Raw genomic sequence first — 20,225 nt, forward strand, 5'->3', positions numbered from 1 at the left:
ATTTCCGGGAGGGACGCCCATGCTGTCCACCGAGTCACGGATCCTCGCTGCGGTCCTCCTGATCGCCGTCCCCACCGTCGAGCTCGGCGGTCTGGCGCTGCTGGCCATGCTCACGCGCCGCGATCCCGGCTTCGTGGGCAACCCGCTGCGGCAGGGGATGTTCCGCGCCGGGCACGCGCACGCCGGGGTGTGGATCGTGCTGGCGCTGGTGGCGATGCTCTACGTCGACCGGGCAGACCTCGCGTCAGGACTGGCCTGGGTGGTGCGGATCTGCTTCGCGGCCGCCCCCATCCTGATGCCGCTCGGCTTCTTCCTCTCGGTCACCTCCCCCGATGCGCAGCGCCCGAACGGTGCGATCGCGCTCGTGTACGCAGGCGGTGCCGTGCTCGCGGTCGGGGCGATCACCCTCGGGATCGGCCTGCTGGTCGCCTGACGAGGTGCAGGGTGCGAGCGGATGCCGGGAACGTCAGGACCCCTCACCCGCGGCGTAGGTGACCGATCGGCCCTCGAGGCGGTCGAGGGCCTCGGCGGCGAGGTGGGCACCGAGCCGGATCAGCTCCCCGGCCTTGTGGAAGTCGAGGGTCCGGCAGGCGGACCGGGGGACGCTGACCAGGACGTCCGGCGGGTGGGCGGCGAGCGTGTGCCGCAGCACCGTCGTCCGCAGGGCGTTCAGGGAGAGCTCGATCACGTCGAGCGTCCGCAGCCCGGGAGGCAGCGCGTCGGCGACGGGGCCCGTCGCCTCGCTCGCGGCCCGGTCGGGCGGGGGCGTGCGCCACGGGCGGACGACGTCCCGGCGGGAGCCGTTCCGGCGCCGGGTGGCCGCGTGCGGCACCTCCGCGGGGGTGCGGTGCGCGCCGGTCACCGCGACCGCCACGGTGAGGTCCGCCCGGGCCGCGAGGGTGGGCGCGATGGGCAGCGGGTTCACCAGGCCGCCGTCCGCCAGCACCCGGCCGTCCACGACCACCGGGGTCATGAACCCCGGGAGCGCGACGGAGGCACGCAGGGCGGCGTCGAGCGGGCCGTCCCGGAACCAGCGCTCCTCGCCGGTCCGGAGGTCGGTCGCGACCGCGGTGAACGCGACCGGCAGGTCCTCGATCCGCGCGTCGCCGGTGAAGTCGCCCAGCTTGGCGAAGAGCCGCCCGGCCCGGATGGCACCCGGCGCCCCGGGGGCGAGGTCGTAGAGGCGCAGCACGTCGCGGTGCGTCAGGCCCCGTACCCAGGCCGCGAACCCGTCGAGGGTGCCGGCGGCGTAGACGCCCCCGACGAGGGCGCCCATGGAGCTGCCGGCGACGCTGACGACGTCGTAGCCGCGGTCCTCCAGCACCTGGAGCACCCCGACGTGGGCGAACCCCCGGGCGCCACCGCCGCCGAGCGCCACGGCGACGCGTGGGCGGTGCGGGACGGCTCCGTGTGCGGCCACGGCGCCGACCCTGTCCTGCACGGTCTCGGCAGGCGTCACCCCGCCAGGGTGACAGCTCCACCCCGGGACGTGTGGGTCCAGCGGTGCGGGAGTGACGACCGGCGGACCCCTGAGGCGCTCGGAGGGGATGACCGGAGGAGAGCTGACCGACTCAGGGAGGGCACGCATGCCGGATCAGACGTGGGGCAGCACCCAGGACGGCGAGGAGCCCCAGCTGGCGGCGATCCAGCACAGCTACGAGCTGGCGAAGGCGCACATCGCGAGCGCCGCCGCCACGGAGGAGATCGACGGCGGGGTCCCGGACACGATCGCGCTCGACGTGGCGCTCCCCAAGCCGCCGCTGACCGCCTCGCGCGCCGACCGGGCGCCCGAGGTGGGCGGCGCGCCGCCGACCGCAGGGCCTCGGCACCGACGGCCCCGCTGGGGTTCCGCGCTCCTGCCCCGGCTGTTCGGGCCGGGCCTGCCGGCGTCGTCGTAGGCCGGCCCCGCCACGGCCGCTGCCTAGCGCTCTGCGTCGCTCGCAGGCTGACCACTGCGTGCGGTCCACATGTTGGGCACGGAGCTGGTGCCGGCCGTCAAGCGGTACGCCTCGGCCAGCTCGTGCAGGAGCGCGGCCTTCTCGCCCGGCCGCAGGGCAGCCTTCATGTTCGTCTCCGCCTGGTCCGCGATCGCGGTGAACAACGCGTCCTGCGCCCTGCGCTTCGCCTCGCTCATGGAGTACGCCTTCCTGGGTCGTGCGTCGGTCGTGCCCGTCGGACGAGCATCGCCGTAGGGGCGTCCGCCTGCTGCGGACCGCGCACCGGTTCACCCCATCGAGCGCTCGACGGTGACCGGCTGCCGCCGGAGCCCCCCACCGCGACCCGCTCCGGCACCGGGCCGAGAGGTGACGCAACCGCGTCCGGTCGGTCGCCGACGGCGACGGCAGCGGGCAGCGCCGGCAGGCCGCGATCGCGCGGTGGGTGGCCGGCGACTCGAGGTCCCGCTTGTCGGGCCGCCAGGGGCGCGCGGCGGACGGGTGCCGGTCACACGTTGAAGCGGAACTCCACGACGTCACCGTCCTGCATGTCACCCGGCTCAGGAGTTCGCCGTGCAACTACACCACTCCGTGGTGGACTCGTCCTTGCCCATAGCGCACCCGACATGCCTTGAAACGGCCCTGCAACGCCTCAGTGCCAGGCCCATCAAGGAGACGACTCACAGGGAGTACCTGGGGACCCTCAGAGCTTTGGGCTTGGAGGACGTTCCGTTTCATTCCGTCACAGTTGCCATGCTGACCACGAGGTTGCAGCGCGTCCTCAGCCCCAACACTCGGCGGAAGCATGCAATCAATCTCCGGGCCTGCCTGGGCTTGCCTCTCCCCTGCCCTAAGCCTGCACGGAAGGACTACGAGGTTCCCTCCCTAGCCGAACTACGGGCGGCCCTGGACGGCTCTACGTATCGCCTCTGGGGATACGCGATGCTCTTCGCTGGTCTGCGGTTAGGAGAGGCCTGCACGAACCAGCCCATCAACGGCAGTGTCATCAGCGTCGACAGGCAACGCCTTCCGGACGGCTCGATCAGCACACCCAAGACAGCCGGGCCAGTGAGGGTGCCCGGCTGGTTCGCCGACGAGTACCGACAGCATGACTTCACCCGTGCCGCCAACACGGTCTACGTAGGGATTCGCCGGGCGGGTAAGAAGGCCGGCCTCCCCGAATTGACGCCCCACAAGCTCCGACACGCCTTCGCCACCAATCTGGTCAACGCCGGGTGCTCCCCCGAGGTACTCCGACGGCAGATGCGGCATCACGACGTGTCGGTCAGTCTGCGCTTCTACGTCCATACGACAGCCAGTGACGTGGAGGCAGCCGTGGCGAGAGCCTTCGGCTAGCCCGCTACAGAGCCTTCTGAGCGGCTAGAAATCCCCTGGGGTGCCCCGCATACCCCAGCGGATTTCTCCACCTCTGGCGAGCAAGAGGTCCCAGTCGACCAAGAGCGGGACAAGGGTGGCCAACACCGACCAACAGCCGGACCAGAGTGACAAGAGGTGACCAATAGGACCCAATCGGCCAACGACGGGCAATTCCTCCAATAGTTAGCGACACGCCGTCGCTGACCTGCACATTTGATTCTCTAGGCTTGCGCCATTGACGGGAGACTGGTGGGCGCCCTAGCGTAGTTGCCAAGCCGTCTCGCCGGGCTGCCTGAATGGTCCCCCGGATTTGCTTCTGAATCCCTCGGCGCGTATAATTGAGCACAGGAACACGACGGTCACGACGTTAGGAGTTCTACATTACATTGCCTTACTCACCATAGAGTGATTCATTCGGCAAGGCCCCCGGTGTCGTGACCATCGGGGGCTTTGTCATTTGATTATAGGAGAGTAAAGCAATGAACAGAAAGATCAATAAGTTTGACGTGATGAGTCACGTCGTGCGCACCACACTAAAGGCGGACGACAAGGCGCTACTGGTCGAGTTGATCATCCGGAGCGATGATAACTGGTACAGCTGGCCGTCCGTACAGCGACTATGCCAAGTCCGCGGCATCAAGCACGAAAAGAACTTCAAAGGCGTTGACGCCTACCTACCAGGCCTGGTGACCAAGGAGAAGCGAGGCCGCAAGAACACATACACCCTCAACGTCCCGGCCATCATGGCTCTGCCGTTGTTCGAGGTCCACATCAAGCACACCCCTCCCATTGAAGGGATGAATACCCCTGCGTTGGCAGCGAATACCCCTCCTGTAGCAGAAAACACCCCTCTTGTAGCAGGGGCCAATACTACAAGTAATACTACAAAGGATAGTTCACTAGATAATACAACAGACTGCGCGCTTCGCGCTCCGTCTGGCTCGGACCTCGCTGACGCTCGTTCCGAGCTGTCTTTGATTAGAATTGATCCAGAGGATAAGGGTAATCCTTTCGATGTCGGCGCTGCGCGCCGCTCTGGCTCTTCTCCTATCGGACCTAACTTCCAAGAATCTGTTGAGTTCCTGTTCGACACTACGACGAAGGACACCCCTTCTCTGGCAGGGGTAGGGGTGAGATGGGGCGCACACGGCCCGCTGCTGAGGACCTGGACTGGGATGCCGAGTGGTGAGCCTGTTGCCCTAACCCAGCCCCGGCCAGGCATCAGGGCCGCCCGGCCTGGTGTCCCATAGCGGCCCACTATGAGGCACATCCCACGTCGTTCCGGCTACATGAGCGCCGCAATGAGCGCGACCAGTGGCGGGCCGCTCTGACCGATCATGCCGCGCCACAGCCGTCGATCGGAGACAAACAGGACAACACCGCACCCGACCATGAATGCGCAGCCGTAAATCACGAGTGCGCGGCCTGCGCTCTGCTGTCCGAGGTGATACACGACGACCCCGGCAGCCGGACCAATTGCGAGGAACAGGTTGTAGAAGCCCTGGTTGAAGGCCCACATTCGGACGCCTGCCGCCGGTTCAGGCTTTCCGAGAAGGAAGACCTGCACGCTCTGCCGGCCGAACAGGAAGCTTTCCAATACGAACGCCATGACACCGCAAAGAGCTGCGATGATCGCAAAGGTCTGCGCCACAGCGTTCACGGCGCTCAGTATGGCCGGGATCGGGCCGGGATGGAGCGGATGGTCAGCGGGCCCGGACAGCGGTCACAGGCGGGCAACTCTGCTCCTGTCCCTGAAGCCGCCTCTAGGGCGTCTTGCCGTCCAGGTCGGCGCTCCGGAGGACAGCTGCGACCGTCGAGGCATACCAGCGCAACCCGCCCTGTGCGGTCGCTACCCCCTCCTCAGTGAGTTCCCGAGCAATCCCCGCCAGGGACCCCCCGGATGCCTTAGATCGAACGATCCGCTCCACGACCTCAGCAGGAAGCTGACGCGGACGGCCCAGCCGGACACCGGCGGCCTTCTTGGCAGCGAGAGCATCACGGGTCCGCTGGCCAATTAGGCGGCGCTCATACTGGCTGGCCGAGACAACGACGTTCGCAGTGAACTCGCCAACGGGTGTGGTTGTGTCGACACCCAGGTCCAAGCACAGGACGGACCACTCGGCCTTGGACGCCCGGTCAAGCACCGCGCCGAAGTCCTTGACGGAGCGTGAAAGTCGGTCCAGCTTGCTGACCATCAGCACGTCAGCCTCGCCCCCGTCCAGACGGCTCAGAGCGGCTGTGAGAGCAGGACGGTTGAGGTCCTTGGCGCTCATCCCCTCTTCGATCACCAGCTCTAGCTGCCAGCCTCGCCGAGCGGCCTCCGCTTCGAGCGCAGCACGCTGAGCGTCAAGGCCGGCTCCGCTGTTCACCTGGTCACCGGTGCTAACGCGGCAGTACCCAAGAGCGCGGGGAGGGGTGTGGACGAGGGCGGGAGCCATGAGACGAGCATACAGCAAACGTTCGGTTGATGTACACCCATGGGCGCACTATCGCTGACGCCATACAGCACCTGAGTCCTGTCTCGGTAACCAGCCCCGCGCACTCAACTTTGACGCTAGAAAGTTGTTCACGCGTTGCCATAAGTTGCCGTAGCTAGAAGCGAAGGCCGTGACCCGTCTAACGGACGACCATGCATGAGTCACCGTAAGGCAGCGGGGCTTGCGTGCGGATGCCCACGGACCCCGGTTGATCTAAGGTGGCGATCGGATGGCTCCGACAGAGGCTGCAGCGCCCAGCGCCTCGGCTGTCCAGCAACTCGACCGCGCTGGGCGCAGGGGAGATTAGCTCTTGCCTATAGACCCTGATGCCGGATACACGCTCGCACACCCTTTGTATCTCGACATTCCAATGATGGTGAGCTTTCTGGCCTACCTGCAGGGTGGCGTGAGTTGGAGCGAGGAGGAAACCCGGCGGTCAGCGGAAGTCAACCAAGCATCAGGAAAAGTCTCCGGCAGCTTCAAGTTTCCCCTCCTCGCCTCATTGTTCGGCATGGACCTGGCTGCGGAAGCTTCTGGTAGCACGAACCGAGATGCTTCCATCGAAAGCACAGTCGCTCGCCACCATACCGTCGCTAGCCTCTTCAACGCGCTGTATCAGTACTTGCACGAAGACGATCAGGTTGTCACTCTGACAGAGGCGAGTCAGTTGACGCAGATCAGGGCCGGACAGCTGGTGGAAGTCACAGGCGAGTATCTAGGCAATCCGCTCGCCGCCGTTCTTGGCATGCTCCAGCAGATCCTTCCGTACATGGAGGAAGAGGAAGAGGCAGAATCCGCGACGGCGAATAGCCCCGCAAGGACTCCACCTCGCGGTAAGCACAAGGGGGGACCTCGGACATCCCCAAGGATGCCGGATGGGGATGAAATTGCGCAGCAACTAGTGCAGGCCGCCATGCGTGAGGTCTAGGCAGCACAGACTAAGGCGCAGAAACAGGGCTTGCGCGTCATGGTTCGAATGGCTGACGACATGCGTTCCGCTCCGGTGCACGATGTGGTCATTCGCGTCAGTGAGCAGCTAAGAGTCGTGCTGACCGTATCGTCCGACTTCTATAGCGATACGACTAGTGAATACCTAAGGGCGGGACGATTCACCGCTCTAGGCAAAGTGACCCGGGTTCTTGGCGAGGAAGAGGCAATCAACCTCACCCGGCGGACTGTGCTGGGCGTCGCCGGAGAAAAGGTCGTCGGCGAGCTGATGGAGAAAGTGAATAGCGCCGAAGGCTTCGACTTGAAGGTCGAAGACCCGATCATCAAAGCGCCCGCCGTGCAGATACTTCCCATGGCAATCTTCATCTGACAAGCGGTCGACGTTAGGCAGCGCGTAGACTCGCCCCGTCCATCGGTGCATGGAGTGCAGTTCCCCCTTCAACTCTTGATTCCTGTGACGTAGATCACACGTTGAAGCGGAACTCCACGACGTCACCGTCCTGCATGACGTAGTCCTTGCCCTCCATGCGCACCCAGCCCTTGGCGCGGGCGTCGGCCATGGAGCCGGCCTCGACGAGCTGGTCGAAGGAGACGATCTCGGCCTTGATGAAGCCGCGCTGGAAGTCGGTGTGGATCACGCCGGCCGCCTGCGGCGCGGTCGCGCCGATCGGGATCGTCCAGGCCCGCGACTCCTTGGGCCCGGCGGTCAGGTAGGTCTGCAGGCCGAGGGTCGCGAAGCCCACCCGCGCCAGCTGGTGCAGGCCCGGCTCGTCCTGCCCGACGGCGGCCAGCAGCTCGGCGGCCTCCTCCTCGGGCAGCTCGGCGAGCTCGGCCTCGATCTTGGCGTCGAGCAGGATCGCCTCGGCCGGCGCCACGAGCTCGCGCAGGGCGGCGATCTGCGCCTCGTCGGCCAGCTCCTCCTCGTCCACGTTGAACACGTAGAGGAAGGGCTTCGTCGTCAGCAGCGACAGCTCCTTGAGCGGGGCCAGGTCGATGCCGGCGGAGAACAGCGTCCGCCCCTCGTTCAGGATCTCCTGCGCCTCGACGGCGGCCTTGTGCAGCGCCGCCCGCTCCTTGTCCTTGCGCGACTCCTTCTCCAGCCGCGGGACCGCCTTCTCCAGCGTCTGCAGGTCGGCGAGGACCAGCTCGGTGTTGATCGTCTCGATGTCGTCCTTCGGGCTCACCTTGCCCTCGACGTGGACGACGTCGGGGTCGGAGAACACCCGGATCACCTGGCAGATCGCGTCGCTCTCGCGGATGTTGGCCAGGAACTTGTTGCCCAGCCCCTGGCCCTCGCTGGCGCCGCGCACGATGCCGGCGATGTCGACGAAGGACACCGTCGCCGGGATGACCTTCTGGCTGCTGAAGATCTCGGCCAGCTTCGCGAGCCGCGGGTCGGGCACGCCGACCACACCGACGTTCGGCTCGATGGTCGCGAACGGGTAGTTCGCCGCCAGCACGTCGTTCTTGGTCAGCGCGTTGAACAGCGTCGACTTGCCGACGTTGGGCAGGCCGACGATCCCGATGGTGAGACTCACGGGAGTCCAGCCTACGTGGGCGGCAGGTGCGGACGTCCGGCCGTGCTGGGAACGCGTTGGTTCGCGGGCGGGCCTCGCTCTCAGCGCCCGCGACACCGCCACGCCAGGGCACGGGCGGATTGGTGGAAACGGCTTCTGACCTGGGGATTCGGGAGGCGCGCGGGCTCGATCGGCGGTAGACTTTCGAACGCCTGATCGAGTAGCCGGGGGAGGTGTGCGTGGACGAGCTGACGACGGCGCTCGATGGGCTGGCCGCCGAGGATCTGCACGGCCGCGGGCCGGCGCTGCTCGACGACACCCGCGAGCTGCTCGCGGTCCGGAACCGGCTGGACGCCGAGATCGCCCGTCGGGTGCGGGCCGCGGAGAACCAGCAGGCCTTCGAGCGCGACGGGCACACGTCGGCGCAGGCGTGGCTGCGCGGGCACGGCCGGCTGGCCAAGGCCGCCGCCTCGCAGGTGGTGCGCAACGGCCGCGCCCTGGAGCTGCTGCCCGCGGTCGCGGCGGCGCACGCGGCCGGAGCGCTGACCGGTGACCAGGTGGCGGTGCTCGGGCAGCTCACCGAGCCGCGTCACCTGCGGCTGATCGCCGCGGCCGACGGCGACCTGGCCGGCATCGCCGGCGAGCTGGTGACCTTCGCGGTCGGCCACGGGCACGCCGAGCTCGACGACCTGGTGCACGCCTTCCTCGAGCGGCTCGACGCCGACGGGCCCGAGCCCGACCCGACCGAGCGGCGGTCGCTGGCCTTCACCCGGCGGGCCGACGGCCGGCTGTTCTTCCGCGGCGAGCTCGACGCCGTCGGCGGGGAGAGGTTCCAGGCCGCGATCACCGCGCTCGACCAGGCCCACCGCCCCGCCGGGGACGCGCGCAGCCTGGCGCAGCGGCAGGCCGACGCCGCCGTCCAGCTGGCCGACCTCCACCTCGGCTGCGGCACCCTGCCGCTGCTGCGCACCGTCAAACCGCAGGTCGCGGTCACCGTCGACCTGGCGGACCTGCTCGACCCCACGACCGGCCGGGGCGCCGCCCGCACCGGCTTCGGCGCGGTCCTCTCCGCCGCCCGTGCCCGGTGGGCGGCCTGCGACGCCGACCTCACCCGGATCGTCCTCGGCCCGAACGGGGAACCGCTCGACCTGCGCCGTCGGCCCCGCTGCAGGGGCCCGCGCCGAGCGGGCGAGGCGTGGGGGGCAGCGGGGTCCTTCCATTCGCCGGCTGCGACGCCCCGCACTGGTGGTCAGAAGTGCACCACGTCGTCCACTGGGCACTGGGTGGCGAGACCAGCCTGGACAACAGCGGGCTGCTCTGCGAGCGGCACCACACCCAGGCCCACCACGGCTTCCGCATCCACCGCGACGACGCGGGGCGGTGGCACACCTACCGACCCGACGGCACCGAGATCCACGCCATCCGGCCACCCGCCGACGACCCCCACCTCGCCCGCGCCGGCTGAGGCCCGTCATCCCTCGGTATTGCCCGAGGGGACGTCATGGTCGCGAGCCGGCGCCGATCAGCCGCCGCGTCTGCCGCACCCGCGCCACCAGCCGGCCGGCGACGTCGCGCAGCTCCGCGTCGTCCACCGCCACGTCGGCGTCGTGCCAGGTGGTCCGCTGGTCGATGCGCACCCACTCGTCGGCATCCGGGAGCGCGCCGGTCAGGTGCGCGGTCAGCTCGACCGTCGGCACCGGCACCGGCGCGGTCCAGACGGCGAACAGCGACGGCGGCAGTGCGTCCATCAGCACGCCCAGCCGCACCAGCGGGTCGGGCTCGCCGTGGATGCGCACCCACGCGTGCAGGCGCGGCTCCGGCCCCCCGGCCAGCGGCCGCGACGTCCCCAGCGCCCGGATCTCCGTGTGGTCGGCGATCGGCACCAGCTCCCGCGGCAGCCGGAACGGCTCGCCGTCCTCGACCGCCGGCAGCGGGCCCGGCGGCACCTCGACCACGGGCGACGGCGGACGGTCCAGCGTCAGCACCTGGCCGACGGCGGCGAGCGCACCGCCCTGCCGCAGCTCCGCCCGCACGCTGCCCGTCGTCCCGGTCCGGTCGGGGACGGCGGACACGTCCACGTCGGCGTCCGCCGCCACCGACCGCAGCAGGTGCGCCGTCACCGCCCGCGGCGCCCGGCCGGACGACCGGGCCGCCGCGGCCAGCAGCTGCCCGACCACCACGCCGCCCTGGATCCCGGCGAACGACCGCCAGCTGGGCCCGATCCGCAGCGGCGCCGCCACGGCCGTCATGCCGGCAGCCCCGCGTACAGCGCGGCCACGCCGTCCGACAGACCGGCTCGGACCCGACGGCTGACGTCGTCGGCCACGATCTCGTAGCTGCCCACCTCGATCGCGTCGACCGTAAGCCGCGCGATCTCGGCGGGATCCGACTTCGGTGCCTCGACCCCGACCGTCATGCCGGTGTCCATGTAGCCGACGTGCAGCCCGGCCACCCGCACCCCCCGCGGCGCCAGCTCGGCCCGCAGCGCGTTGGTCATCGACCACGCCGCCGACTTCGCCGCGCAGTACGCCCCGGTGCCCGGGAACGACACCCACGACAGCACCGAGAGCACGTTGACCACCGAGCCACCCGCCCGCTCCAGCTGCGGGAGGAACGCCCGGGTCACCGCCAGGGGTCCGAGGAAGTTCACGTCGAGCTCGGCCTGCACGGCCTCGGGCGAGCCGGTCAGCAGGTTGGTCCGGGTGTCGACGCCGGCGTTGTTGACCAGCAGCGTCACGTCCCCGGTCGCCTCCGCCGCCGCGGCCACCGACGCCGGGTCGGTGACGTCCAGCAGCACCGGCTGCACGCCCGGCAGGTCGATCGAGCCGAGGTCCCGCACGCCGGCGTAGACCCTCGCGCCCCGGCCGAGCAGCTCGGCGGCCAGCGCCCGCCCGAAGCCGCGGTTGGCCCCCGTCACGAACGCCGTAGTCGGTTTGAAATCCATACCGACAACCTAGCGGACGGCGTCAACCCTTCGCGCGCACCGAGTCGAGCACCTGCTGGAACGTCGGCCGCCACTCGTCGGCGACCGAGTGGGGGGCGAAGAACACCAGCAGCAGCCGCGGCTCCGCCAGCGCCACCACGCCGCGCACGTGCAGCTCCTCGTCGTCCCCGAGCGCCATCGTGCCGCTGAACGACGCGAACTCCTCCCCCGCCACCTCGGTCGCGCCGTCGCTCGCCAGCGACGCCCCCGGCAGCGCGGCCTCCACGAGTTCCACCTGCTGCGAGGGGGAGTCGCTGTTGAGCCGGTCGTCGGTGTCGGCGTACACCCCCACGACCGAGTCCGGGTCGTCGTGCGCCGCGGTCGCCGCGGCCGCGCTGTCGTCCTCCACGAACAGCGGGCGCCAGTCGCGGGTCGAGAGGACGACGTCGTCGGCGCTGTCCGGCTCCGCGAACCGCTGCCAGTCCGCCGGCACCCGGGCCGTGAAGCCGTCCACCAGCTGCCGCTCGAGCGGCGGGTCGGCCGCCCAGGGCCGCCACACCAGCGCGAGGACGGCGACCACCGCCAGCAGCAGCGCGGCCGCCACCCACCACCACGCGCGTCCGCTGCGGCGGCGGGCCGGCGCCGGGGGCATCGGACCCCGCGGCCCGGCCGCCTCGTCGACCGGCGGGCCGAGCGCCGGGTCGTGGCGGACGGTGCTCGGTGCCCGCGGATCGGGCGCCACCGGCGGACCCGGGGGCACGGGGACCGGCACCGACCGGGCGCCGCTCGGGAAGCTCGGGTGCCCGGGCCGGGGGTCCGGCAGCGGTCCCCGGAGGACCACGGGGGCGTCGTCCGGCGGGGAGGACACCGGGCCCGTCGGTGTCTGCGTGGCCGCGCGGAGCAGCGCCACGAAGGCACTGCAGCTCTCCGGCCGGTCGACGCGCTCCTTCGCCATCCCGTGGGCGATGACCCCGTCCACGGTCGGCGGCAGGTCGGCCCGGCGCGCGGCCAGCGACGGCGGCGGCGCGTTGATGTGCGCCCAGAGCAGCGCGGCGTCGGTGTCGCGGACGAACGGCGGCTCCCCCGTGAGCATCTCCGTGGTCACGCAGGCGAGGGCGTAGACGTCGGCCCGGGAGTCGACGTCGTCGCCGCGGATCTGCTCCGGCGCCACGTAGTTGAGCGTCCCGAGGAACTGGCCGGTCGTGGTGATGCCCGAGACCGACGACGTCTTCTTGGTCAGCCCGAAGTCGGTCAGGTAGACGTGCACGTCGGGCGGCACCCGCTCGGCCGTCGCCCCCGACATCACCAGGTTCGCCGGCTTCACGTCGCGGTGCACCAGCCCCGCGGAGTGGGCCGCGTCGAGCGCCGACGCCGCCTGCTGCAGCACGAACAGGGTCGTGGCGACGTCGAGCGGACCACGGGTGGCCAGCACGGTGTGCAGGTCGGCCCCGTGGATGAACCGCATCGCGAGGTACAGCAGCCCCTGCCACTCGTCGGCCTCGTAGATCGGGATGATGTGCGGGTGCTCGACGGCCGCGGCCAGCCGCGACTCGCGCACGAACCGCTCGCGGAAGCGCGCGTCGTCGGACAGGTCGGGCGAGAGCACCTTGAGCGCCACCGGGCGGTCCAGGCGCACGTCCCGCGCGCGGTAGACCAGGCCCATGCCGCCGCGGGCGACGAGGTCCTCCACCCGGTAGCGCGAGACCTCGACGCCCTGCTGCAGCAGCGGCTGCATCAGCCGGGCACCGGGCTGCCGCAGGCACCGCAGTAGCGGCCCTGCGCCGGCACACCTTCACCGCAGTTGACGCAGAAGGCCGGCCGGCGGCCCGACGGCGGGCCCGCGGCCGCCGCGCCGGGCGGCACCGGGGGCCACGACGGCTCCCCCGCCCGCACGGGCACCGGCGCGACCGCCACCGGCGCACCCGCGGCCGGCGGGCCCGCGGGTCGCGGCGCCGGGACACCGGCCGGCGGGACCGGCGACGGCGGGCTCGGCCACGGCGGGGGCGGCATCGACGACGGCCCGAGCAGCACCGGCGCGGGCTCCGCGTCGTGCCGAGCGCCCGGGACGGGAGCGCCCGGGACGGGAGCGCCCGGGGCGGGCGGGCCCGGGGCGGCGGGTGGTCCCGACCGGCGCGAGCGCCGCCGCGCGACCAGCCACCAGAGCAGCAGCAGGAGCACCAGCGCGCCCCCGGCGACGGCGGCCCACAGCCACCACGGCGTCCCCCGCTCCCCGTCGGCGGGCTCGGCCGCCGCCGGCTCCTCGCCGGCGGCCAGGTCGGTGGCGGTCTGCCGGTGCCGGTCGGCCAGCGCCGACTCGAAGTACTCGCCGGCCGCCTCCAGCCGCTGCGCCGCGGCGCCGTAGCGGCCGTCGTTGAACAGCTCCAGGCCGCGGGTGAAGGCGACGTCGAACGGCGACCGGTCGGTCCCGATGCCCGCCTCGGCCAGGGCGTCGCTGATCGCCGCCGCCCCCACCACCGTGCCGCCGTCGCCGGAGCGGTCCCAGTCGACGAGACCGAGGACCTCGCCGCTCTCCGGGTCGAGCAGCGGCCCGCCGGTGAGGCCCGCGCCGAGCCGGTCGCGCAGGCCCTGGTCCGCGGCCGCCGTCACGGTCCCGCCGGCCACCTGCACCGGCACGGTCGCCGGCGCCCAGCCGGCCGGGTCCTCCGGCACCCCGGTGTCGAAGCCGGCCAGCGTCGCCTCGGCCGGCACCTCGCCCGTGGACAGCGCCGCGGTGGGCGTCGCCGAACCGCCGACGCGGAGCAGCACGACGTCGGTGGGCCCGCCGCCCTCGCCGAAGACCGGCACGGCCCGCACCCGCTGCGGCTCCTCGGTGAGCAGCACGACGTCGTACTGCAGGTCCGCGGTGACGATGCAGTGGTCGACCCGCTGGTAGCAGTGGTGCAGGTGCTGGTCGAGGTCCGGATCGGTCGCGGAGGTGGGTGACGAGGAGCCGTTGCCGGCCACGAGCTGCGCGCCGATGTGCTCCACGAAGAGCTGGTTCGCCGCCGGCACCGTGATCCGGTCGAGGTCCACGGCGAGCTCGCGCCCGAGCGTGGCGACGATGCCGTCGGCGCTGACCAGCACGCCGGTGGCCTGCCCCTGCCGCACCGGGTAGGAGTCCTGGTGGATGACCAGGTCCCCGGTGCTGTGGTTGATGTGCGCGATGTTGGTGACCGCGGTGACCTCGATGCGCACCAGCGCCGCCTGCGCGCCCTCGATCCCGACGTCGACGGTCGGCGGCGGTTCGTCCGGGGCGGGCGCCGCGAGGGCGGGCGGCGCGGCCAGCCCTCCGACGAGCAGGGCCCCGGCCAGGACCGCGAGGAGGCGGGAGCGGTGCGCGGATCCGGTCGCCATGAGCGTCCCCCGATGCTCGGGCACGTGCCGGGAGCCCCGTCTGGCTCGACGCCCCCGGTGCGGAGGCATCCACCCACCCGGACGGCGCGCTGCCCAGACGTCTGCGTGCGCCTCGCCGCCGGCCCGGCGTGTCGACACGCCGGGGTGGCGGCGCCCTACGCGCCGGGGCGGGGCAGCAGGCCGCGCTCAACGGCGACCATCACCGCGCGCGTGCGGTCGTCGACGCCGAGCTTGGCGAACACCCGCAGCAGGTGGGTCTTCACCGTCGCCTCGCCGATGAACAGCTCCCGCCCGATCTCGGCGTTGGTCAGCCCGCGCGCCACCCCGCGCAGCACCTCGAGCTCGCGCGGCGTCGGCGCCTCCACCGCCGGCGCCCGCAGCCGCGAGACCAGCCGCGCGGCCACCGGCGGCGCCAGCACGGTCTCGCCGCGGGCCGCGGCGCGCACGGCGTCGGCGAGCTGCGGCAGCGGCGCGTCCTTGAGCAGGTAGCCGGTCGCCCCGGCCTCGACCGCCCGCACGATGTCGGCGTCCGTGTCGTAGGTGGTCAGCACCAGCACCCGGACGGCGGGGTGCGCCGCGGCCAGCCGCTCGATCGCCGTGACGCCGTCCATCCGCGGCATCCGCAGGTCCATGAGGACGACGTCCGGCGTCGTCTCGGCCACCCGGGCCAGGGCCTCCAGCCCGTCGCCGGCCTCCCCCACCACCGCGAGGTCGGGCTGGGCGTCCAGCCAGCCGACCAGCCCGCCGCGCACCACCGGGTGGTCGTCGACCACGAGGATCCTGATCACTCGACCGGCACCCGCACCGTCACCCGCGTGCCCTCCCCCGGCGCCGACACGACGTCCACCGACCCGCCCACCTGCGCGGCCCGCGACCGCAACCCGTCCAGCCCGGCGCCGGCGCGCCCGGCCGGGTCGAAGCCGACGCCGTCGTCCTCCACGTGCACCGACACCTGCCGCGCCGCCCCCTCGCCCACCGTCGTCAGCCGGATCACCACCGCGCCCGCCGACGCGTGCCGGCGCACGTTGGTGAGCGCCTCCTGCGCGCCGCGCAGCAGCACGATCTCCTCGTCGCGCCGCAGCGCCACCCCGTCGGCCAGCGCGGTGGTGTCCACCCGCACCCCCACTCCGGTCTCCCGGCCGAACCGCTCGGCCAGCCGGTGCAGCGCCTCCACCAGCGTCGCGTCCTCCAGGCCGACCGGGCGGAACGCGGCCACCAGGGCACGCGCCTCCTGCAGGTTGTCCCGGGCGACCTCCTCGATCAGCGACAGCCGCTCGCGGGCGCCGTCCGGGTCGGGCTCCACCAGACCGGCAGCGGTCTGCGCGAGGACGACGATGCTCGTGTAGCCCTGCGCCAGGGTGTCGTGCACCTCCCGCGCCAGGCGCTCCCGCTCGGCCAGCACCCCGGCCTCGTGCTCGGCCACGGCCAGCTCGGCGCGGGTGCGCTCGAGCTGCTCGATCAGCTCGGCCCGCTTCGCGCTCTGGTCCAGCACGCGGCTCACCCACAGCCCCAGCGCGAGGCTGAACAGCAGGCTGATCGCGGTCGACGTGAGCACCTCACGGGTCGCCGCGCCCGACGCGGCCCGGCTCAGCGGGCCCAGCGCGCTGGCGGCGGCCACCAGCACCGTCCAGGCGATGCCGGCCGACGTCCCCCCGACGACGAACCAGACCTGCGGGTAGGCGAGGAAGAGGAGGAAGAACAGCGCGGGGTCGAAGAACCCCAGGACGGCGAACGCCACCACCAGCGTGGCCAGGTACAGCGCGCCGCGCACCGGAAGCCCGCCGCCGAGCGACGGCCCGCCGGCGAACGCGTACGCGACCGCCAGCACGCCGAGCACGGCCAAGACAACCGCCCGGTCGGCGCCGCCGAGCCCGTCGCCGGTCACCGCCGCGACCACCGCCAGCGTCCAGACCGCCGCGGAGATGACGTGCATCCCCACGACGGTCGCCCGCCAGCTGCGTTCGGAGACGGGCGCGGCGCCGTCCTCCTCCCCGCTCGGGGGGAGGAGGACGGCGGCCCAGCGGCGGGAACGCAGCATCAGCCGCCCCGCCGCCAGCGGAAGGTCCGGGCGCACACCACGACGCCGATGATCACCCATGCGGCCAGCACCAGGGCAGTCATCCCGTGCTGCCAGCTGCCGGCGGGTTCGGCGGCAGCGGCCGCGTCGGGCAGGAACACCGACCGCATGCCCTGTGTCATCCACTTGAGCGGGAAGAGCGAGGCCACCTTCTGCATCCACTCCGGCAGCTCGGAGAAGACGATGAAGACACCGGAGAAGAACTGGAGCACCACGGCGAAAGCGGGGATCCCCGCGCCGGCCGCCCGGGCGCTGCCCACGACCGACGACACCGCGATGCCGAGCACGGTGCCGGCCAGCACGCCGAGCAGCACGACCCAGGCGAAGGTCGCCCAGCGCGCGGCGTCGGAGGGCAGCGGCACGTCGTAGAGCAACCCGGCCACACCCAGCAGCAGGGCCAGCTGTGCCACCGTGCTGACGACGACCTGCCCGGCCTTGCCGATCACGTAGGAGAGCACGGGCGTGCCCAGCGTCTGCAGCCGGGCCAGGTCGCCGCGGTCGCGCTCCTCGGCGATCCCGGTGCCCACCGCCTGGAAGCTGGTGAGCATCACGCCGGTCGCGGCGATGCCGGCGAGGAAGTACTGCTGGAAGCTGACGCCCGGGCTGACCTCCTGGTCACCGAAGATCGACCCGAAGATCACCAGCATGATCACGGGGTAGGCGAACGAGAAGACGACCTGGCCGGGGTCACGGGCGAAGAGCCGCAGCTCCAGGCCGATCCGGGCCCGCCCGACGGCGAGCGGGCTGGGTGGGGCGGGCCGCGCGGTGCGGACAGCGGTGGTCATCGGGACGCTCCTTCGGCGGTGCCGGTCAGCCGGAGGTAGACGTCCTCCAGGTCCGGGCGGGTCACGGTCAGGTCGGGGATCTCGCCGTGCGGCGAGGCGGCGAGCAGGTCGCGAAGCAGCGCGGCGGGCTCGGCGGTGACGACCTCGCGCGGCGCGCCGCCCTCGGTCCACCGGACGGTGGCGGTGCCCCGCAGCTCCCGGCCGAGCTCGGCGGGCGGGGCGACCTCGGCCAGCCGCCCGCCGGAGAGGACGCCGACCCGGTCGGCGAGGTGCGCGGCCTCGTCGAGGTAGTGGGTGGTGAGCAGGATCGTCGTCCCGCCGTCGCGCAGCCCCTCGATCAGCGTCCAGAACTGCCGCCGAGCGGCCGGGTCCATGCCGGTGGTCGGCTCGTCCAGGAAGAGGAGGTCGGGCCGGCCCTGCAGGCCCAGCGCGACCTCGAGCCGGCGGCGCTGGCCGCCGGAGAGCTTGTCCACCCGGGTGCCGGCCTGCTCGGCGAGCCCCACCGCGGCGAGCAGCTCGTCGGCCGGCACCGGGAGTGCGTGGTAGTGCGCGAAGTGGTCCACGGTCTCCCGCACGGTCAGCGCGTTGCCGTCGCCCGTGGTCTGGCCGACCACGCCGATCCGGTCGCGCCAGGCGCGATCTCCGGCGGCGGGGTCCTCGCCGAGGACGCTCACCTCACCGGCATCGCGCCGGCGGATGCCCTCGAGGATCTCGACGGTCGTGGTCTTGCCCGCGCCGTTGGGGCCGAGCAGGGCGAACACCTCGCCGCGGCGCACGTCGAGGTCGAGGCCGTCGACCACGGCCCGGTCGCCGTAGCGCTTGACCAGGCCGCGCACGTGCACCGCGGCCTCGGGTCCGGCTGCCGGGGTGGTCGGCCCGGGCGCCGGTTGCGTCGTCGTCATGCCGAGAAGCCTCGCGACGCGGGCCGCCGCCCGGGACCGCCGAACCGCTGGTCCGCCGTCAGGTCACCGCGACAGCCCCTGGTACCTGCGGACGGCGAGCACGGCGAAGACCGCCGTGAGCACCACCGGCCAGGCGACGGCGAGCAGCATCGCGTGCTCGGTGGCCCAGCCGCCGCCGGTGCCGACCGGCGCCCCGAACAGATCGCGGCCAGCGGTGACCGTCGCGGCCAGCGGGTTCCACTCGGCGACCGTGGCCAGCCAGCCGGGCATCGCCGACGCGGCGACGAAGGCGTTGGAGAGGAAGACGAACGGCCACACCAGGATCTGCACCGCCGTCACGCTCGCCGGGTCGCGGGCGACCAGCCCGAGCCAGATGCCGGCCCACAGGAACCCCAGCCGGAGCAGCAGCAGGAGGCCGATCCCGGCCGGCAGCGCGCCCCAGTCGGCCGGCCGCCAGCCCACCGCCAGGGAGGCGACCACCAGCACCAGCAGACCGACGGCGGAGGAGAGCATGTCGGCCAGGCAGCGCCCGGCCACCACCGCCGACGGCGCCATGGGCAGCGAGCGGAACCGGTCGGTGACCCCCCGCGCGGTGTCGGTGACGACGGCGGTCATGGTGCCCTCGATGCCGAACGCCATCGTGATGGCCAGCAGCCCCGGCACGAGGAACTCGCGGTAGCTGCCGCCGCCGGGCACCGCCATCCCGCCGCCGAGCAGGAACAGGAACATCAGCAGCAGGAGCACCGGGAACAGGGCGTTGACCAGCAGCCCGGCCGGCTGGCGGCGCCAGTGGGCGACGTCGCGGCCGGCCACGGTGACGGCGTCGGCGACCGCCCAGCGCAGCCGGTCGGCCAGGGTCTCCTCGGGCACCGCCTCGCGGGGCAGCGCGGCGGTCACGCCGCCACCTCCTGCCGGGCGCCCGTGATCCGGAGGTACGCCTCGTCCAGCGTCGTCGGGCGGAGCACCACGTCGTCCACCCGGATGCCGGCCTCGTCGAGCGCGCGCACCACCTCCCCCACCACCCCGGGCCGCCGCGGCACGGGGACGGTGACCCGCGCCCCGGCGCCGGCCGGCGCGGGCGGCCCCTCGGCGACCCGCCCGGCCAGGGCGAGCGCCTCGTCGGCGCGGGCCGGGTCGGCCAGGGCCAGCTCCAGGCGGTCACCGCCGACCGCGGCGGTCAGCTCGCGCGGGGTGCCGCGGGCGACCACCCGGCCGCCGTCGAGCACGCACACGTCGTCGGCCAGCCGCTCCGCCTCCTCCAGGTACTGGGTCGTCAGCAGCACCGTCGTGCCGCCGGCGACCAGCGCCCGGACGGCGTCCCACACGTCCTGCCGACCGGCGGGGTCCAGGCCGGTGGTCGGCTCGTCGAGGAACAGCGCCTGCGGCGCGAGCACCAGCGCCGCGGCGATGTCGAGGCGGCGCCGCATGCCGCCGGAGAACTGGCGGACCGGCTTGCCGCCCGTGCCGGCCAGCCCCACCTGCTCGAGCAGCTCGTCGGCCCGGCGGCGGGCCGCCCGGCGGTCCAGGTGGTGCAGCCGGGCGAAGAGCACCAGGTTCTCCCGGCCGCCGAGGACCTCGTCGACCGCGGGCGACTGGCCGACCAGGCCGAACCGCCGGCGCGCCGCGCGGGGCTCGGCCACCACGTCGATCCCGGCGATCGCCGCGCGGCCGCCGTCCGGCCGGAGCAGCGTGGTGAGGATCTTGACCGCTGTCGTCTTGCCGGCGCCGTTCGGCCCGAGCAGCGCGCACACCTGCCCGCCGGCCACCTGCAGGTCGACGCCGTCGAGCACCGTCGTCCCGCCGAACGCCTTGCGCAGCCCGGTCACCTCGATCACCGCTGTCATCACATCTCCGTACGGTGTATGTCATTCAGGGGAGTGACACCATACGCCGTACGGAGATCGTCGCGCCAGTGCGTGGGGGAGGCTGTC

At 72.3% G+C, this 20,225-nt stretch carries 19 protein-coding genes and 2 pseudogenes; 6 read left to right on the top strand and 15 right to left on the bottom strand.

What is annotated here, in order from left to right; genetic code table 11:
• Positions 1-19 precede the first annotated feature (19 nt).
• Positions 20-433, top strand: a complete 414-nt coding sequence (locus ACI8AF_RS15905) for a hypothetical protein (RefSeq protein WP_456540699.1) — start codon at positions 20-22, stop codon at positions 431-433.
• Positions 434-466: 33 nt separating this feature from the next.
• Here the strand turns inward: ACI8AF_RS15905 and ACI8AF_RS15910 are convergent, their stop codons facing one another.
• On the bottom strand, positions 467-1,420 hold the full coding sequence (locus ACI8AF_RS15910; protein WP_456540700.1) for a patatin-like phospholipase family protein: 954 nt from the start codon (positions 1,418-1,420) through the stop codon (positions 467-469).
• A gap of 166 nt (positions 1,421-1,586) precedes the next feature.
• Between ACI8AF_RS15910 and ACI8AF_RS15915 the strand changes: the two genes are divergently transcribed.
• Complete coding sequence (locus ACI8AF_RS15915) at positions 1,587-1,898, top strand: hypothetical protein (RefSeq protein ID WP_456540701.1); 312 nt, start codon at positions 1,587-1,589, stop codon at positions 1,896-1,898.
• A 23-nt stretch (positions 1,899-1,921) separates the two neighbouring features.
• On the opposite strand, the gene ACI8AF_RS15920 is transcribed toward ACI8AF_RS15915, so the two are convergent.
• Complete coding sequence (locus ACI8AF_RS15920; protein WP_456540702.1) at positions 1,922-2,134, bottom strand: hypothetical protein; 213 nt, start codon at positions 2,132-2,134, stop codon at positions 1,922-1,924.
• A 742-nt stretch (positions 2,135-2,876) separates the two neighbouring features.
• Between ACI8AF_RS15920 and ACI8AF_RS15925 the strand changes: the two genes are divergently transcribed.
• On the top strand, positions 2,877-3,290 hold the full coding sequence (locus ACI8AF_RS15925) for a tyrosine-type recombinase/integrase (protein ID WP_456540703.1): 414 nt from the start codon (positions 2,877-2,879) through the stop codon (positions 3,288-3,290).
• A 1,306-nt stretch (positions 3,291-4,596) separates the two neighbouring features.
• Here the strand turns inward: ACI8AF_RS15925 and ACI8AF_RS15930 are convergent.
• Together ACI8AF_RS15930 and ACI8AF_RS15935 are read right to left on the bottom strand one after the other, a co-directional pair.
• Positions 4,597-4,971: a DUF1304 domain-containing protein gene (locus ACI8AF_RS15930; RefSeq protein WP_456540704.1), complete on the bottom strand. Its 375-nt coding sequence runs from the start codon at positions 4,969-4,971 to the stop codon at positions 4,597-4,599.
• A gap of 103 nt (positions 4,972-5,074) precedes the next feature.
• Positions 5,075-5,749 (bottom strand): recombinase family protein, encoded by a 675-nt coding sequence (locus tag ACI8AF_RS15935; protein WP_456540705.1) that lies wholly within the window; start codon positions 5,747-5,749, stop codon positions 5,075-5,077.
• A 391-nt stretch (positions 5,750-6,140) separates the two neighbouring features.
• Here ACI8AF_RS15935 and ACI8AF_RS15940 point away from each other — a divergent pair.
• Positions 6,141-7,106: pseudogene (locus ACI8AF_RS15940) on the top strand (DUF6414 family protein).
• A gap of 94 nt (positions 7,107-7,200) precedes the next feature.
• Here ACI8AF_RS15940 and ychF read toward each other — a convergent pair.
• A complete protein-coding gene (gene ychF / locus ACI8AF_RS15945; protein ID WP_456540706.1) occupies positions 7,201-8,274 on the bottom strand; it encodes a redox-regulated ATPase YchF in 1,074 nt (357 codons plus the stop codon).
• Between the two features lie 350 nt (positions 8,275-8,624).
• On the opposite strand from ychF, the pseudogene ACI8AF_RS15950 reads away from it, so the two are divergent.
• Both ACI8AF_RS15950 and ACI8AF_RS15955 read left to right on the top strand, forming a co-directional pair.
• A pseudogene (locus ACI8AF_RS15950) lies at positions 8,625-9,359 on the top strand (DUF222 domain-containing protein); the annotation flags it as partial.
• 89 nt (positions 9,360-9,448) lie between these two features.
• Positions 9,449-9,718, top strand: a complete 270-nt coding sequence (locus tag ACI8AF_RS15955; protein WP_456540707.1) for an HNH endonuclease — start codon at positions 9,449-9,451, stop codon at positions 9,716-9,718.
• Between the two features lie 34 nt (positions 9,719-9,752).
• Here ACI8AF_RS15955 and ACI8AF_RS15960 read toward each other — a convergent pair whose 3' ends face one another.
• The 10 genes from ACI8AF_RS15960 to ACI8AF_RS16005 all read right to left on the bottom strand — a co-directional run bounded on the left by ACI8AF_RS15960 (position 9,753) and on the right by ACI8AF_RS16005 (position 20,138).
• Complete coding sequence (locus tag ACI8AF_RS15960; protein ID WP_456540708.1) at positions 9,753-10,502, bottom strand: thioesterase family protein; 750 nt, start codon at positions 10,500-10,502, stop codon at positions 9,753-9,755.
• Complete coding sequence (locus ACI8AF_RS15965; protein WP_456540709.1) at positions 10,499-11,197, bottom strand: SDR family oxidoreductase; 699 nt, start codon at positions 11,195-11,197, stop codon at positions 10,499-10,501. The genes ACI8AF_RS15960 and ACI8AF_RS15965 overlap by 4 nt, the downstream gene beginning before the upstream one ends.
• A gap of 22 nt (positions 11,198-11,219) precedes the next feature.
• Positions 11,220-12,911 (bottom strand): serine/threonine-protein kinase, encoded by a 1,692-nt coding sequence (locus tag ACI8AF_RS15970; protein WP_456540710.1) that lies wholly within the window; start codon positions 12,909-12,911, stop codon positions 11,220-11,222.
• Positions 12,911-14,530 (bottom strand): hypothetical protein, encoded by a 1,620-nt coding sequence (locus tag ACI8AF_RS15975; RefSeq protein ID WP_456540711.1) that lies wholly within the window; start codon positions 14,528-14,530, stop codon positions 12,911-12,913. The genes ACI8AF_RS15970 and ACI8AF_RS15975 overlap by 1 nt, the downstream gene beginning before the upstream one ends.
• 155 nt (positions 14,531-14,685) lie before the next feature.
• Positions 14,686-15,318 (bottom strand): response regulator, encoded by a 633-nt coding sequence (locus ACI8AF_RS15980; protein ID WP_456540712.1) that lies wholly within the window; start codon positions 15,316-15,318, stop codon positions 14,686-14,688.
• Complete coding sequence (locus ACI8AF_RS15985) at positions 15,315-16,568, bottom strand: sensor histidine kinase (RefSeq protein ID WP_456540713.1); 1,254 nt, start codon at positions 16,566-16,568, stop codon at positions 15,315-15,317. The genes ACI8AF_RS15980 and ACI8AF_RS15985 overlap by 4 nt, the downstream gene beginning before the upstream one ends.
• Positions 16,568-17,392: an ABC transporter permease gene (locus ACI8AF_RS15990; RefSeq protein ID WP_456540714.1), complete on the bottom strand. Its 825-nt coding sequence runs from the start codon at positions 17,390-17,392 to the stop codon at positions 16,568-16,570. Before ACI8AF_RS15990 ends, ACI8AF_RS15985 begins: the two co-directional genes overlap by 1 nt.
• The gene (locus ACI8AF_RS15995; protein ID WP_456540715.1) at positions 17,389-18,294 is read right to left on the bottom strand and encodes an ABC transporter ATP-binding protein; all 906 of its coding nucleotides are present in this window, start codon (positions 18,292-18,294) and stop codon (positions 17,389-17,391) included. The genes ACI8AF_RS15990 and ACI8AF_RS15995 overlap by 4 nt, the downstream gene beginning before the upstream one ends.
• Before the next feature lie 63 nt (positions 18,295-18,357).
• Positions 18,358-19,191 (bottom strand): ABC transporter permease, encoded by an 834-nt coding sequence (locus ACI8AF_RS16000; RefSeq protein WP_456540716.1) that lies wholly within the window; start codon positions 19,189-19,191, stop codon positions 18,358-18,360.
• Positions 19,188-20,138: an ABC transporter ATP-binding protein gene (locus ACI8AF_RS16005; RefSeq protein WP_456540717.1), complete on the bottom strand. Its 951-nt coding sequence runs from the start codon at positions 20,136-20,138 to the stop codon at positions 19,188-19,190. Before ACI8AF_RS16005 ends, ACI8AF_RS16000 begins: the two co-directional genes overlap by 4 nt.
• Positions 20,139-20,225: the final 87 nt, after the last annotated feature.

The organism is Blastococcus sp. SYSU D00669 (genome assembly GCF_054050715.1).

Coding starts and splice junctions, on each gene's coding strand:
- ACI8AF_RS15905 (WP_456540699.1), top strand. CDS start 20: ATGCTGTCCACCGAGTCACGGATCCTCGCTGCGGTCCTCCTGATCGCC.
- ACI8AF_RS15915 (WP_456540701.1), top strand. CDS start 1,587: ATGCCGGATCAGACGTGGGGCAGCACCCAGGACGGCGAGGAGCCCCAG.
- ACI8AF_RS15920 (WP_456540702.1), bottom strand. CDS start 2,134: ATGAGCGAGGCGAAGCGCAGGGCGCAGGACGCGTTGTTCACCGCGATC.
- ACI8AF_RS15925 (WP_456540703.1), top strand. CDS start 2,877: ATGCTCTTCGCTGGTCTGCGGTTAGGAGAGGCCTGCACGAACCAGCCC.
- ACI8AF_RS15935 (WP_456540705.1), bottom strand. CDS start 5,749: ATGGCTCCCGCCCTCGTCCACACCCCTCCCCGCGCTCTTGGGTACTGC.
- ACI8AF_RS15960 (WP_456540708.1), bottom strand. CDS start 10,502: ATGACGGCCGTGGCGGCGCCGCTGCGGATCGGGCCCAGCTGGCGGTCG.
- ACI8AF_RS15965 (WP_456540709.1), bottom strand. CDS start 11,197: ATGGATTTCAAACCGACTACGGCGTTCGTGACGGGGGCCAACCGCGGC.
- ACI8AF_RS15970 (WP_456540710.1), bottom strand. CDS start 12,911: ATGCAGCCGCTGCTGCAGCAGGGCGTCGAGGTCTCGCGCTACCGGGTG.
- ACI8AF_RS15975 (WP_456540711.1), bottom strand. CDS start 14,530: ATGGCGACCGGATCCGCGCACCGCTCCCGCCTCCTCGCGGTCCTGGCC.
- ACI8AF_RS15985 (WP_456540713.1), bottom strand. CDS start 16,568: ATGCTGCGTTCCCGCCGCTGGGCCGCCGTCCTCCTCCCCCCGAGCGGG.
- ACI8AF_RS15990 (WP_456540714.1), bottom strand. CDS start 17,392: ATGACCACCGCTGTCCGCACCGCGCGGCCCGCCCCACCCAGCCCGCTC.
- ACI8AF_RS15995 (WP_456540715.1), bottom strand. CDS start 18,294: ATGACGACGACGCAACCGGCGCCCGGGCCGACCACCCCGGCAGCCGGA.
- ACI8AF_RS16005 (WP_456540717.1), bottom strand. CDS start 20,138: ATGACAGCGGTGATCGAGGTGACCGGGCTGCGCAAGGCGTTCGGCGGG.